Origin of the sequence: Mucilaginibacter sp. PAMC 26640 (genome assembly GCA_001596135.1) — a bacterium.
Classification (GTDB): Bacteria; Bacteroidota; Bacteroidia; order Sphingobacteriales; family Sphingobacteriaceae; genus Mucilaginibacter.
The window spans coordinates 2,832,574-2,847,569 of record CP014773.1; the positions used below are offsets into that span (position 1 = coordinate 2,832,574).

The window sequence follows — 14,996 nt, forward strand, 5'->3', positions numbered from 1 at the left end:
GTTCCTCGCAATGAAGGGCTGAACAAAGCGCTTCGCGCTTTTGGGATTAAATCGACATCAAACTTTCCAAATTCCAGTTTTTAACATCCTCAATGCTGATGCGGTTTTCGTAAATGGCTTTGCCCACAACGCAGGATTCAACTTTGATCTTGCTTAATTGTTCTATATCAGCCATAGAGCTTACCCCGCCAGACGCTATCAGTTTGATAAAAGGAGAATGATCCAACAGTTTTTCATAAAGATCAACCCCGGCGCCACCCAGTTTACCGTCTTTATCGATATCGGTGCACAAGAAACGGAAAAAGCCTAATGACAGGCACTTATCCACATAGTCCATTAATTTAATCGGTGAACTTTCCATCCATCCGGAGTATTTGATCACTTCGTCTAAAACGTCGATAGCAATTACTACCTGATCGCTGCATTTATCCCGGCCGCAAATGGCTTTACTTAATTCATCTAAAAAGCTAGGATTGGTGATGGCCTGGGTACCAACTATCACGCGATGTACACCGGAGTCAATCAGTTCTTTCACTTTATCTATACTGCGGATCCCGCCGCCGTACTGTACCTGCATATCCGTCTTGCGGATCACATCAAAAAGATACTGCTGGTTGCTAAAATCATTTTTAGCGCCATTAAGGTCAATAATATGGATAAAGTTGGTACCGTTGCTTTGGTACCGCTCTATCATTTCTTCCAGGGTGACATCGTATTGGGTTACCTGCTGGTAATCACCTTCACGTAAACGCACTACCTTTTTGTCTAAAATGTCAATTGCGGGGATAATGTACATTGTGCTGATTAAATGTTTGAGAAGTTTCTTAATAGCGTTTCGCCATGTGTGCCGGATTTTTCAGGGTGAAATTGTACCCCGTAGAAATTGTCCCGCCAAATTGATGCCGAAAATTGAGTTATGTAAGCTGTTGATGATAAAGTATATAATGGGTTGTACTCAATAAAGTATGAATGTACAAAGTAAAAGTGTGATCCCGCCGGAATATTTTCAAAAAGTGGATTTTCCTTTTCGGCAAATACCTGGTTCCATCCGGTATGGGGTACTTTAAAACCATCAGTAGCCGGGAATTTCAGCGTTTTTACTGGGAAAAGGTTCAACAGGCTACTATCGCCTTCTTCGCTGTAAGCTGTAAGCAATTGCATCCCAACACAAATACCCAGGGTAGGTTTATTTAGTGCCTTTATGGCAGGCACCAGCCCGGTGCTTTCCAGCTTTTGCATAGCAGCGCCTGCATGGCCTACACCAGGAATAATATACCGATCGTATTTTTCAAAATCAGCCTCGGTATTGATCATACCATAGGGAATGCCCAGCCGCTCCAGTGTAGCAGTCAGCGAAAATATGTTTCCGGCGCCGTATCTAATTATACCTAGCCCCGAGCCCCCCCCGCCCCCTGAAGGGGGAGCTTTAGTTACCCCAACCCCCTCAAGGGGGGGGCTTTGACAAAATCTTTATTACTTGTGTTATCCATTTCTTATATTTTACTCCCCCTTTAGGGGACTGGGGGGCTAATTATGCTCCCCCTTCAGGGGGCTGGGGGGCTCTATAACAGACCCTTCGTACTTGGTAAAACCATTTTATTTACATCCCTTTTCACCGCCATTTTAATGGCTTTGGCAAAAGCTTTAAATATAGCTTCTATTTTGTGATGTTCGTTTTGCCCCTCTGCTTTTATATTGAGGTTGCATTTGGCAGCATCGCTAAATGATTTAAAGAAATGGTAAAACATCTCTGTTGGCATCTCACCAATTTTTTCGCGTTTGAAATCCGCCTCCCAAACAATCCAGTTGCGGCCGCCGAAATCAATAGCTGCCTGCGCCAGGCAGTCATCCATCGGCAGGCAAAAACCGTAACGTTCTATGCCCATTTTATTACCCAATGCGGCAGCAAATACCTCGCCTAAGGCAATGCCGGTATCTTCAATAGTATGATGCTCATCAATGTGCAAATCGCCCTGAGTAATTATCTCCAGGTCGATACCACCGTGGCGGGCAATCTGATCCAGCATGTGGTCAAAGAAATGCACCCCGGTAGATACTTTGGCTTCGCCGGTTCCGTCAAGATTAAGCTTAATGTATACGTCGGTTTCTTTGGTAGCGCGGCGGTGCACAATGGTGCGCTCGCCTAACTTTAAAAACTCATAGATCTCCTGCCAGCTGGTGGTTTGCAGGGCTATGATCCCGGCAAGATCTGTCTCTGTAGTAAATTCGTGATCACCCAGGCCGGATTTATTATTGATAAAAATCCCTTTGGCACCCAGGTTTTTGGCCAGCAGCACATCGTTCTTCCGGTCGCCAATGGTGAATGAGTTTTTCAGATCGTACTTTTCCGTGTCTAAATATTGCGTTAACAAACCCGTAGCCGGCTTGCGGGTAGGAGCATTAGCTGCCGGGAAAGTACGGTCGATAGCCTGGTAGGTAAAATGCACGCCCTCGTTCTCAAAGGTTTTGATAATGAAGTTATGCACCGGGTGAAAAGTATCTTCCGGGTAAACCGAAGTGCCCAATCCATCCTGGTTGGTCACCATCACCAGCTCGTAATCCAGTTCGGCAGCAATCTTTGGCAGGTACTGCAAAGCGCCGGGGTAAAAGGTGAGCTTCTCAAACGAATCGATCTGCTCATCCGGCGTCTCGTTGATCAGTGTGCCGTCGCGGTCTATAAAAAGTATTTTTTGCAGTTTGCTCATAGTTTAACTTGCTCTAATGCCGCTATCAGTGTTTTATTTTCTTCGGGTGTACCAATGGTGATGCGCAGGCAACCTTCACATAATTCTACATTGGTACGGTTACGCACAATGATGCCTTTATCTACCAGGTATTTGTAAATTCCCGTAGCATCAGTGGTTTTAACCAGTACAAAATTGGCGTCTGATGGATAAATATCTAGTACAAAATCAAGATCTTTAAGTATCAGTACCAATTTATCGCGCTGTATCAGGGTTTCTTTAATCCAGTCGTTTACTTGTTGCACGTTTTGCAACGCTTCCAGCGCCAGTTGCTGAGAGGATTCGTTTACATTGTATGGCGGTTTTACGCGGTTCATCACCTCAATGATTTCTTCGCTGGCATAAGCCATTCCTACACGCAGGCCTGCCAGGCCCCACGCTTTCGATAGCGTTTGCATCACCACCAGGTTAGCATACTCCGTTAGCTCCTGTATAAAGCTTTTCTGGCGACTAAAATTAATATACGCCTCATCTACCACCACAATTCCGCTGAAATTAGCCAGCAGGGTTTCAATATCCTCGCGGTTGATGGAGTTGCCGGTAGGGTTATTGGGTGAGCAGATGAAAATAAGTTTGGTATGCTGGTCTATCGCTTCGGCAATGCCTTCCAGGTTAAGCTGATACTCATCGGTAAGCAATACCTTTTTAGTTTCCACATCATTAATATTGGCAGATACCTGGTACATGCCGTAAGTAGGGGGTACGATGATGACGTTATCCACACCCGGGTTGCAGAAACTGCGGAACAGGATATCTATAGCCTCATCGCTGCCGTTACCCACAAAGATATTGCGGGCCGGTACGCCTTTGATCTCACTTAGCCGCATTTTTACGGCGTACTGCATCGGATCGGGGTAGCGGTTATATTGTTTTGCTAAAGGCGAACCGAAGGCATTTTCGTTCGCATCCAAAAACGCGCTGGCCTCTCCCTGGAACTCATCCCGTGCGGAAGAGTAGGGAGTGAGGTTTTTAATGTTTTGGCGTAGTATGTTATTTATATCAAACATGGTAATATTATTCTTTTTTACACCCGTTACTGCGAGGTATCCCACAATAACGCTTTGTTATATGCTACTCCCCCTTCAGAGCGCCGTGGGTTTTGTTGCCCTTATACTCACCGCATTCCTGTGCGCATGCAGGCCTTCCATATCCGCCAAAGTCTCTACGGCCGGACCTATATTTTTAATCCCCTCGTCCGTCAAAAACTGGAAGGTGATCTTCTTGACAAATGAATCTACTGATACGCCTGAATAAGCCCTTGAATAACTGCTGGTTGGAAGGGTGTGATTGGTGCCCGAGGCATAGTCGCCTACACTCTCCGGGGTTAAGTTGCCAAGAAATACAGAACCGGCATTAATTATCTTAGGCGTTATAGCCGGCCAGCTTTCTGTAGCCAGGATCAAATGCTCGGGGGCATATTCGTTGCTGAAATCCATCGCCTGATCAAGTGTATCAACAATGATGATGTACGAATTAGCTATCGCCTGCCTCGCAATTTCGGCACGGGGCAAAACAGCCAATTGTTTTTCTACTTCTGCACTAGTTTGCTCTGCGATACTTTGCGAGGTGCAAACCAGGATCGACTGGCTATCGATTCCGTGTTCGGCCTGTGCCAGCAGGTCGGCAGCCACATAGGCAGGTTTGGCTGTTTCATCTGCAATCACCAACACTTCAGACGGGCCCGCGGGCATATCAATGGCAGTGGTGGTGGTAGATTGAATTATGGTTTTGGCCTTGGTAACAAACTGGTTGCCTGGTCCGAAGATCTTATCCACTTTGGTTATCGTGTCCGTACCATAAGCCATAGCGGCAACTGCCTGTGAACCACCTGCCAGGTAAACCTTATCAATACCCAGCATTAAAGCTACGTAAGCGATGAAGGCGTTAACTTTGCCATTTTTTTGCGGGGGAGTGCACACCACAATTTCGCTGCATCCTGCTATCCTTGCCGGAATGCCCAGCATCAGGAAGGTAGAAGGCAAAACAGCAGTACCGCCGGGAATATAAAGCCCCACTTTTTCAATGGCCCTTAACTCCCGCCAACAGGTAACTCCGGGCATGGTTTCCACCTTGTCCTCGGTTTTAAGCTGCCCTTTGTGGAACTTGTAGATATTGGCATAAGCCATTTGCAAAGCTTCTTGCTGATCTGGTGCAACGGCAGCAGCAATATCTTCCAGCTCGGCTTTATCCAGGTAAAGCTTAGTTAGCTCAACCTTGTCGAATTTATGCGCATAATCCAGCAGGGCACGGTCGCCGTGTAGTTTCACGTTCTCAATTACCTCTTCTACCAACGCGCGGATCTCATTTGCCGGGTCAACATTGCGTTGAACAAGTCGGGAAATATCCGCAGCAGTTAAATCTGAATAACGAAACGTAGCGCTCCCCCCGCCCAGAGCCCCCCCCGCCCCCTGAAGGGGGAGCTTTTGAAGGTTATTTTTGTTGTCTTGTCTTTCCATTTTTCAAACTTCTGTTCCCCCTTCAGGGGGTTAGGGGGCTCGTGGCCTCGCTGCTTACAATATTATCTTTTCAATGGGCATTACAACAATGCCTTGTGCTCCTGCTTGTTTAAGCTGGCTGATGCGGTCCCAGAAATCACGCTCCGGGATAACGGTGTGTACCGCCACCCAGTCTGCCTCGGCCAAAGGCACAACAGATGGGCTTTTTACGCCGGGTAAAAGCGCAATCACTGCATCCAGATTGTCGCGTTTTACATTAAGTACCACGTATTTTGTTTCTTTGGCACGCAATACCGACTGGATCCGTTGGATCAGCTCCTGGATCAAGTCATTATTTTCACTGCCTTTGCTGCTGATCAGGATGGCTTCGCTGCTCATCACATCGGCAAATGGCTTTAAGCCATTGCTTTTTAAAGTGCCGCCGGTGGATACAAGATCGCAGATAGCGTCACTGAGACCAAGGCCCGGGGAGATCTCTACCGAACCGGAAATAGTGCGGATATCAGATGTGATGCCTTGCTCTTTTAAATATTTACCCAGTATAACCGGGTAAGTAGTAGCGATGGCTTTACCATTCAAATCGGCCAGGCTGGCGATGCTGTCGTTATTCGGCACGGCAATTTTGAGCGAACATTTGCCGAAACCAAGGCGTTGCAGGTAAGCAACTTCCACTTCAGTTTCCTCAATTACATTTTCGCCTACAATGCCCAGGTCGGCAATACCATCCTGAACGTATTCAGGGATATCGTCATCTCGCAAAAAGAGAATTTCAAGAGGGAAATTAGATACGGGGGAGATCAGCGAGCTTTTGTAATTTTCAAAATTTAAGCCGCAATTCTTCAATAATTCAACGGACTTTTCGTTGAGGCGACCCGATTTCTGGATCGCTATTTTTAGTGTTTTCACAAGATGAGTTTAAGGTACTATAATAAAAAGCTGGGGCTGTTATTTCACGTAGAAACATACATTATCTATTCATCACCGGGTGGTGATGGTGCAATTGCAGATGATGTTGTTTGTACAAGCCCATTCTTTATATAGTAAAACTATAGATTAGTGCTGCAAATATAGGGAGTAGAATTGGAAATCAAAATAAAAAGTTTGTCTGAATCAGAATTGAAAGAATTTGAGAATGGCCAGAGTTTAGTCTCCAACCCAAAGTATTCTGTTAATCCATTAATTCTGTAAATTCTGATTCAGACTATTATACTCGTAGATAGCCCCGGCCTCAAACTTTTTAATCAGTTTTAATTCATGTACCTTTTGAATATCTTGCAAGTTAACCAATTCTTTATTCTCCAAGTTATCGAACCAGATCAGATAATAGCGTTTGGTAGCGTAGAAACGCTTCATATCGTTTTTGAAAAACTTGTGCGGCACCAGATAGCTGGATAGGCCCGAAAAGAAATATACCGCCTCATGCGCATCGGTGTAGATCATTACATTCGGGTCAAATATTTTTTTATCGATGGTGCGCAGGTAATTTGCAAATTCTGATTCCTGCCAGCTGCTATCGGTATAACCGGGGGCACCATAATCATCGGCTACCTGGTCTTTATACCGTTTATAGTCTATATCTAATTCCTTGCCAATAAAACCCAGCATCAACACGGTTAAAACCCCGCCCAGGATCATTCTTGTCCGTTTGGCCTCAATGCTTTTCAGCCATAACAATACCCAGCTGGTATAGCCCCATAAAGCAGTTATATACAAAGGAGAGAGCAGACGGCTGTTAATGCGCTCGTATCGTGAAAATGTAGAGGACAAAATGATGAATAAACCGTAAACCAGCGAAAAGGTAATTGCCAGGTTTTCATAACTGTTGAGGTGCCTGCGCAAAAAATTATAGGCCAGCGCAATGATAAAGCCCAGTAAGATCACCGAGGCAATTGGTATTGCCAGGAAATATTGGGCCGGGGAAAAGCCCATCCAGTCGCACACTACGGTGCCGAAGTAGTAAAGGTTTTTAAGGAAAGGCGTAATAGATGGTTCCCGCGGGCCGGTAACGGTACCTGTTACGGTGGCATTAAAAACCAGGTTGGCTACCAGTAACGAGATGCAGATCAACCCGTATATTAATATATGTATGATCTTCTTTTTAATGGGTGGTGTGCGGTCAAGCAGTAAGATCAATCCGCCGGTGCCCACAATGGTAACAGCGGCATACCGTGTTACACAACTAATGGCCGCGATAATGGCTGCTATAATCAGCCATTTAATAGCATAGGTGTTTAAATACTGCCTGAAGGCAATGATGAAAAAGAGGACCTCCAGTATAAATAACGTTTCAGACCATAAATAGGAATAGATCTGCAGCAGACCCGGACTGAGCAAAATGGCTACCAGCAGTAGCCATTTGTATAATTGTGATGAAGGCACAAAGCGGTTCATGATCCAACCGCTGGTGTATAACAAAGAGGCAAAAAGCAGGCTGTTTAATGTAGCGCCAAAAATGGTAGGGTCTATCCGGGTGATGGCCGTAATGGTTCCCAAAAACAAGGGATAGAACATCGGGAAATCAACGATAGGAATATGGTTAAAGGTTTTGAGTGTACCTTCAGTAGCAAAGCTGCGCGCCGCACTGGTGTACATGATGGAATCTGGCGAAATGCCAATACCACTGTAACTGGTAAAAAGCGTTATGAGGAAATACGCAACAGCACAGGCAATTAAGGTGTCATAATCTTTTATGGATCTGGATAGGGTCATAATCGTCTAAAAGGTTAAAACGGGTGAATTGTTTTTGTTAGCTGTTTTTTGAACCGCAAAGTCCGCAGAGATTCCGCGGAGAGGCACTCAGATAATCATTTATATCATCACTGCACAATCTCAAAGAATCCAAATTTAACTTCAATAAATTATAAACAACGTTAAAGCTCAATAAATAAGCGGGAAGCTCTGTGTAACGCTGTGCCCTCTCTGCGCAATCTGTGTTAAAAAATTTAAGCTATCAACCCTAAAATGGTACTTATGGGCTGGTTGCTATCTATTAAAATGCCTGTTACACCAGCTGCTGTACCAGCTTCCACATCGCGCTCTCTATCGCCGATGAAGTAAGACTTGGAGGGGTCGATATTGTATTTTTCAATTCCCTGGAACAAAAGCCCTGGTTTTGGTTTGCGGCAATCACAATCGCCGGTAAAGTCGGGGTGATGCGGGCAGTAAAAAAAGTCGGTGATCGCTACACCTCTTTCCTCATATACCTGCTTTAAGTGGTTGTGCATTTTAGTGAGTTCGGGCACATCGTACCAGCCTTTCGCCAATCCGCCCTGGTTGGTGGCAACCAGCAGCATATATCCCCGATCCTGCAGTTCTTTTAGTGCATCAAAATTATCCAGCACATGAAAATCTTCCAGGCGGCATACGTAATCGCCCATCTCTCTGTTCAGTACTCCGTCTCTGTCTAAAAAAACTGCTTTAATCATATCAGTCATAAATATCCGGTATAATAGGTGTCCGGCAAAATTACTTTAATAAGCCAATTTACTATGTGTGCATATTAAACAATAAAGTAAAATTAAAATTTTCGTATATAAAGTATAAAATTTTTATAGACTTAATAATATTTTAACGTTAAGGGCACACTGTTTTGATAAAAATGAAAAAATCAGGAGGTTGTTTATATCAATATGATAATTCGTTAACTTCGTTATTACCCGAATTCAAAAAAATCGGGTGAAACTATGGATCAAACCGATGGCAACCAGCAAGGCCTTTACAGGCCGGAATTTGAACACGATTCTTGCGGAACTGGGTTTATAACCAATATAAACGGACATAAATCATACCATATTATTGATGATGCTTTAACCATGTTAGAGAACATGGAGCATCGCGGTGCTTGCGGGTGCGACCCGGAAACCGGCGATGGAGCAGGCATTTTAATTCAGCTCCCCCACGAATTATTCATGGAAGAATGTGCTAACCTCGAGATCAACCTGCCCGAGCCGGGCGAGTATGGTGTGGGGATGATATTCTTACCAAAAGAGCCTGCTTTGAAGAAAGCATGCCGTACCATTATTACCAACGCGATTGAGAAGCTTGGCTTGCATAAACTGGGTTACCGTAAACTAACGGTGGACTCCAGCGCTATTGGCGAAACTGCGCGCCAGGCCGAGCCGGATGCGGAACAGCTTTTTGTGGCCAGGCCGCACCATATTACCAATGCTGATGATTTTGAGCGCAAACTTTACATTCTGCGCCGGTACATCAACAAAACGGTAAGTGAAACTGTACCAGCTGCGAGCGAGTATTTTTACTTCACTTCGCTATCCTGCAAAACCATTGTTTACAAAGGGCAGGTAACCACTTATCAACTGCGTAAGTATTTTTCAGATCTGAACGATCCACGGATTGCATCGGGCTTTGCCATGATCCACTCTCGTTTCTCTACCAATACTTTCCCTTCATGGAAGCTGGCTCAGCCATTCCGCTTAATTGCGCATAACGGCGAGATCAACACCCTTACCGGAAACTTAAACTGGTTTTATGCCGGTTTAAAATCTTACATGTCTACCGCCTTCACTACCGAAGAAATGGAGATGTTGTTGCCGGTGATCGATAACAACCAATCGGATTCTGCCTGTTTGGATAATATTATTGAGATCCTGCTGCACAGCGGGCGTTCATTACCCCACGTAATGATGATGCTGGTGCCTGAAGCATGGGACGGTAATGAACAAATGGACCCCGTTAAAAAGGCTTTCTACGAGTATCATGCTACCCTGATGGAGCCATGGGACGGCCCTGCTGCCATCACCTTTACGGATGGTAAGCTGGTAGGTGCCCTGCTTGACAGGAATGGCCTGCGCCCTTTGCGTTACGTTATTACCAATGATGGCCGCGTTATTGCCGCATCAGAAGCCGGTACCTTAACAATAGATGAAAGTACTGTATTGCGTAAGGGCCGTTTACAGCCCGGCAAAATGCTGCTGATTGATACCGAAAAGGGTAAGATCATTACCGATGATGAAATAAAGAAACAGGTAAGCTCTCAGCAGCCATATGGCCGCTGGCTGGATAATTATAAAATTCGCCTGGGAGAACTGTCTGAGCCGCGTTTGGCTTTCGCCAGTTTATCGCCCGATTCTGTTTACCGTTACCAGCAGGTGTTTGGTTACAGCCGCGAGGATATCGATACCATCATTAAGCCAATGGCACTGGATGGTAAAGAGCCGATCGGATCTATGGGTACAGATGTGCCTTTGGCTATCCTGTCTGATAAGCCACAGCATTTATCAAGCTATTTCAAACAATTTTTTGCTCAGGTAACCAATCCGCCGATAGATCCTATCCGCGAGCGGTTGGTCATGAGTTTGGCTACCTTTATCGGTAACAACGGCAACCTGTTGGATGAAGATAAAATGCATTGCCATTGCGTGGTGCTTGATCACCCGATACTGAAAAACCACCAGCTGGAAAAGTTACGCAGTATAGATACCGGCTTGTTCCATGCCAAAACGCTGCAAACCTATTTTAATGCCGATGGCATGCCGGGCTCACTCGAAAAAGGTATTGCAAGGCTTTGCCGCTATGCGGAAGATGCCGTAGATGATGGCTTTGAAGTATTGATTCTGTCAGATCGTGCGGTGGATTCAGAACACGCACCTATCCCAATGCTGCTGGCCGTTTCTGCTGTGCATCATCACCTCATTAAAAAAGGACGCCGTGGCGCGGTAGGTTTGGTTGTAGAGACCGGAGACGTTTGGGAAGTACACCATTTTGCTACTTTGCTGGCATTCGGCGCTACTGCTATCAACCCGTACCTGGCACTTTCTACTATCGAAACGCTGAAAGAAAATGGTAGCCTGGAGACTGATTTAGATCTAAAGACACTTTATAAAAATTATGTTAAATCGGTAAATGATGGCTTGCTGAAGATCTTCTCTAAAATGGGAATTTCTACGCTGCAATCTTACCATGGTTCGCAGGTATTTGAAATCCTGGGCATCAACAAAGCCGTGGTAGACAAATATTTCTCTGGTGGGGTTACCCGTATCGGCGGTTTAGGTTTGGATGAGATAGCCCGCGAGGCGCTTTGCAAACACAAAATTGGTTTCGGCAGTTCTAAAACAGAGGGCCGTTTATTACCCGAGGGTGGTATTTACCAGTGGAAACGCAGGGGAGAAGCCCACTTGTTTAACCCGGATACCGTTCATTTACTACAACACGCAACCCGAAGCAACAGCTATTCGGTATATAAAAACTATGCTGCTAAAATAAACGAGCAAACTGAAAAGCATTACACCATCCGTGGTCTATTGGATTTTGCCCATCACCGCGAAGCCATCAGCATTGATGAGGTAGAGGCTGCAGAAAGCATCATGACGCGTTTTGCTACCGGTGCCATGTCCTTCGGTTCTATTTCGCACGAGGCGCACAGCACCATGGCTATCGCTATGAACCGCATTGGCGGTAAGAGCAACACCGGCGAAGGTGGCGAAGATGAGATGCGCTATGAGAAAATGCCAAACGGCGATTCTATGCGCTCTGCTATCAAGCAAGTGGCTTCGGCCCGTTTTGGGGTGACCTCCAATTATTTGACCAATGCCGATGAGCTGCAGATCAAAATGGCGCAGGGTGCAAAACCGGGCGAAGGCGGGCAGCTGCCGGGCCACAAGGTGGACGAATGGATCGCTAAAACGCGCCACTCTACACCTGGGGTAGGTTTGATCTCGCCGCCGCCTCACCATGATATTTACTCTATCGAGGATCTGGCGCAATTGATATTTGATTTAAAGAACGCAAACCGCGCCGCCCGTATCAACGTTAAGCTGGTATCTAAAGCAGGTGTTGGTACAATAGCTGCCGGGGTTGCAAAAGCACATGCAGACGTGATCCTGATTGCCGGTTATGATGGCGGTACCGGTGCATCACCAATCAGTTCGGTAAAACACGCCGGCCTGCCCTGGGAACTTGGCCTTTCCGAAGCACACCAGACACTGGTACGCAATAAACTGCGCAGCCGCGTGGTACTGCAAACCGATGGTCAGTTAAAAACCGGCCGGGATTTGGCCATCGCTGCGCTGTTAGGTGCAGAAGAGTGGGGAGTGGCTACCGCAGCTTTAGTTGCAGGCGGCTGTATCATGATGCGTAAATGCCATTTAAACACCTGCCCTGTAGGTGTTGCTACACAGGATCCCGAGTTAAGGAAGCTGTTTAGCGGCAAGGCAGATCACGTAGTGAACCTTTTCCGCTTTATGGCGGAGGAACTGCGCGAGATCATGGCTGAGCTGGGCTTCCGTACCATTAATGAAATGGTGGGCCGTGTACAGTTCCTTAAGGTTAGAGATAACATCCAGAGCTGGAAAGCTAAAAAGGTTGACCTGAGCGGCATATTGCACCCAACAACTAATACCAAAGGGATGACGCTGTACAACAGCGAAAAGCAGGATCATGGCATGGATGCCATCATCGACTGGAGATTGCTGGAGCAGGCGAAAGCTGCGTTGGAAGATAAAACGCCGGTTTTTGCAAATTTCGATCTGAAAAATGTTGACCGTACCGTGGGTACCCTGCTATCAAACGAGATCTCTAAGATCTACGGTTCTGCAGGGTTGCCGGATAATACCATCAATTACAAATTCAAAGGTTCGGCAGGGCAAAGCTTTGGTGCATTTACTACCAAAGGCATCTCTTTTGAGCTGGAGGGCGAGGCGAACGATTACGTAGGCAAGGGCTTGTCCGGTGCGCAACTGGCTATTTACCCGGCTTCCAACGCTACATTTACGCCAGAAAATAATATCATCATAGGCAACGTGGCCCTTTATGGCGCTACCAGCGGTGAGCTGTTTATCAGGGGCATGGCCGGCGAACGTTTCGCTGTGCGTAACTCTGGTGCCACCACTGTTGTAGAAGGTATTGGCGACCATGGTTGCGAGTACATGACCGGAGGCCGAGCGTTGATCCTGGGTGAAACAGGCAGAAACTTTGCAGCAGGTATGAGTGGTGGCTTAGCCTGGATATATAATCCTAACGGCACCTTTGCTGATAACTGCAATAAAGAGATGGTAGATCTGGATCCGCTTTCTGTGAAAGATGAGGAACAAATACTGGCCTTGCTTAAGAAGCATATCAACTTAACGGGCAGCAAACTGGCTCAGAACATACTCAAAAACTGGAGTACAGTTTCGGGTCAATTTGTGAAGGTGTATCCAAAAGAATTCAAACGAGTAATAGAGCAAAAAGAACTTCAAACGATCAGCTAAATAATGGGAAAAGCTACAGGATTTCAGGAATTTAACAGGGAACTTCCACAAAAAACGCCGGTTGCCGAAAGGTTAAAAAACTATAACGAATTTGTGGGTTTATACCCGGAAGAAAAATTAAACCAGCAAAGCGCACGCTGCATGAACTGCGGCATCCCGTTTTGCCATAACGGTTGCCCTTTGGGTAACGTGATACCGGAATTTAATGATGCCGTTTACCGCAAAAACTGGGGTGAGGCATACCAGATTTTATCGTCAACCAATAACTTCCCGGAGTTTACCGGCCGCATTTGCCCCGCACCGTGCGAATCTGCCTGTGTGCTGGGGATTAACAAACCGCCGGTTGCTATAGAAGAAATAGAAAAGCATATTATAGAGGTTGCCTACTCTAAAAACATGGTTAAACCGGTTGCCCCACTTATTAAAACGGGCAAAAAGGTGGCTGTAGTAGGTTCCGGGCCGGCTGGTTTGGCTGCTGCCGCGCAGTTAAGCAAAGCAGGGCACAAAGTCACCGTGTTTGAGCGCGATGATCACCCGGGTGGTTTGCTGCGTTACGGCATTCCTGATTTTAAGCTGGAAAAATGGGTGATAGACCGCCGTATCCAGATCATGGAAGAGGATGGTATAGAATTTAAATGCAATACCGAAATAGGTAAAGATCTGGCCGCCGATGAAATAGTGCGCACACATGATGCGGTAGTACTGGCCGGCGGATCAACTATTCCGCGTAATTTACCTATCCCCGGCAGGGAATTTAAAGGGGTTCATTTTGCAATGGATTTCCTGAAACAGCAGAACAAACGCGTAAGCAATACTGCTTTCGAAATGGAAGAGATATTGGCTACCGGTAAGGATGTTGTTGTAATTGGTGGTGGTGATACCGGCAGCGACTGCGTAGGTACATCCAACCGCCAGGGTGCCAAATCTGTGAAGCAATTTGAAGTAATGGTGCAGCCGCCAGAACAGCGAACCGCGCATATGCCCTGGCCAACTTATCCAATGGTGCTGAAAACGACCAGCTCTCACGAAGAAGGCGTTGAACGTTTCTGGGGTATCAATACAAAAGAATTTTTGGGTGATGAGAACGGCGAACTGAGAGCCATAAAGGTGAGCGATGTAAGCTGGGAGATCGATGTGATGGGCCGCCCTATCAAATTCAGCGAAGTAGAAGGTTCTGAACGCGAAATTGTGTGCCAAAGGGTATTTCTTGCCATGGGCTTTGTAAACCCGCAGTTTGAAGGTGCCTTGCAACAGCTCAACGTAGCACTTGACGAACGCAAGAACGTAAAAGCTAAAGAAGGCGCTTACCGTACCAATGTGAGCAAAGTATTTGCTGCGGGCGATATGCGCCGCGGACAGTCATTAGTCGTGTGGGCCATATCCGAGGGCCGCGAGGCTGCCCGAAAGGTTGATGAATTTTTAATGGGCCACAGTAACCTGGAAAGTAAAGATGGTGTAAACCAGTTTGAACAAGTATTTTATTAAGGTATTAAGCATATAACCCGGCCGTCCTCCGGCCGGGTATAAGTACTAACCAGCTATAAGCCTGAACTATTGAGATAAACGCTTTGAAACCGTTTATTTTAAAT

Annotated in this window: 10 protein-coding genes; 2 read left to right on the forward strand and 8 right to left on the reverse strand. The window is 46.1% G+C overall.

What is annotated here, in order from left to right:
• Window positions 1-46: 46 nt before the first annotated feature.
• The 8 genes from A0256_12380 to A0256_12415 form a co-directional block, all read right to left on the reverse strand.
• Window positions 47-796, reverse strand: a complete 750-nt coding sequence (locus A0256_12380) for a 1-(5-phosphoribosyl)-5-((5-phosphoribosylamino)methylideneamino)imidazole-4-carboxamide isomerase (GenBank protein ID AMR32162.1) — start codon at window positions 794-796, stop codon at window positions 47-49.
• Window positions 797-804: 8 nt separating this feature from the next.
• Window positions 805-1,386, reverse strand: a complete 582-nt coding sequence (locus A0256_12385) for an imidazole glycerol phosphate synthase subunit HisH (GenBank protein AMR32163.1) — start codon at window positions 1,384-1,386, stop codon at window positions 805-807.
• A 176-nt stretch (window positions 1,387-1,562) separates the two neighbouring features.
• On the reverse strand, window positions 1,563-2,696 hold the full coding sequence (locus A0256_12390) for a bifunctional imidazole glycerol-phosphate dehydratase/histidinol phosphatase (protein ID AMR34529.1): 1,134 nt from the start codon (window positions 2,694-2,696) through the stop codon (window positions 1,563-1,565).
• Between the two features lie 5 nt (window positions 2,697-2,701).
• A complete protein-coding gene (locus A0256_12395) occupies window positions 2,702-3,751 on the reverse strand; it encodes a histidinol-phosphate transaminase (GenBank protein ID AMR32164.1) in 1,050 nt (349 codons plus the stop codon).
• 75 nt (window positions 3,752-3,826) lie between these two features.
• Window positions 3,827-5,137, reverse strand: a complete 1,311-nt coding sequence (locus tag A0256_12400) for a histidinol dehydrogenase (protein ID AMR34530.1) — start codon at window positions 5,135-5,137, stop codon at window positions 3,827-3,829.
• Window positions 5,138-5,254: 117 nt separating this feature from the next.
• Window positions 5,255-6,106: an ATP phosphoribosyltransferase gene (locus tag A0256_12405; GenBank protein ID AMR32165.1), complete on the reverse strand. Its 852-nt coding sequence runs from the start codon at window positions 6,104-6,106 to the stop codon at window positions 5,255-5,257.
• 270 nt (window positions 6,107-6,376) lie between these two features.
• Window positions 6,377-7,909 carry a hypothetical protein gene (locus A0256_12410; GenBank protein AMR32166.1) on the reverse strand — a complete coding sequence of 511 codons (1,533 nt, stop codon included), beginning with the start codon at window positions 7,907-7,909 and terminating at the stop codon, window positions 6,377-6,379.
• 233 nt (window positions 7,910-8,142) lie between these two features.
• Window positions 8,143-8,634, reverse strand: a complete 492-nt coding sequence (locus tag A0256_12415; GenBank protein ID AMR32167.1) for a histidinol phosphate phosphatase — start codon at window positions 8,632-8,634, stop codon at window positions 8,143-8,145.
• A gap of 249 nt (window positions 8,635-8,883) precedes the next feature.
• Here A0256_12415 and A0256_12420 point away from each other — a divergent pair, with 249 nt between their 5' ends.
• Complete coding sequence (locus A0256_12420) at window positions 8,884-13,407, forward strand: glutamate synthase subunit alpha (protein ID AMR32168.1); 4,524 nt, start codon at window positions 8,884-8,886, stop codon at window positions 13,405-13,407.
• Window positions 13,408-13,410: 3 nt separating this feature from the next.
• Window positions 13,411-14,892, forward strand: coding sequence for a glutamate synthase (gene gltD, locus A0256_12425; GenBank protein ID AMR32169.1), 1,482 nt, complete (start codon window positions 13,411-13,413; stop codon window positions 14,890-14,892).
• Window positions 14,893-14,996 lie beyond the last annotated feature (104 nt).

Excerpts from the sequence above, each read along its gene's own strand:
- A0256_12415 (AMR32167.1), bottom strand. The coding sequence starts at position 8,634 with ATGACTGATATGATTAAAGCAGTTTTTTTAGACAGAGACGGAGTACTG.
- A0256_12380 (AMR32162.1), bottom strand. The coding sequence starts at position 796 with ATGTACATTATCCCCGCAATTGACATTTTAGACAAAAAGGTAGTGCGT.
- A0256_12410 (AMR32166.1), bottom strand. The coding sequence starts at position 7,909 with ATGACCCTATCCAGATCCATAAAAGATTATGACACCTTAATTGCCTGT.
- A0256_12420 (AMR32168.1), top strand. The coding sequence starts at position 8,884 with ATGGATCAAACCGATGGCAACCAGCAAGGCCTTTACAGGCCGGAATTT.
- A0256_12395 (AMR32164.1), bottom strand. The coding sequence starts at position 3,751 with ATGTTTGATATAAATAACATACTACGCCAAAACATTAAAAACCTCACT.
- gltD (AMR32169.1), top strand. The coding sequence starts at position 13,411 with ATGGGAAAAGCTACAGGATTTCAGGAATTTAACAGGGAACTTCCACAA.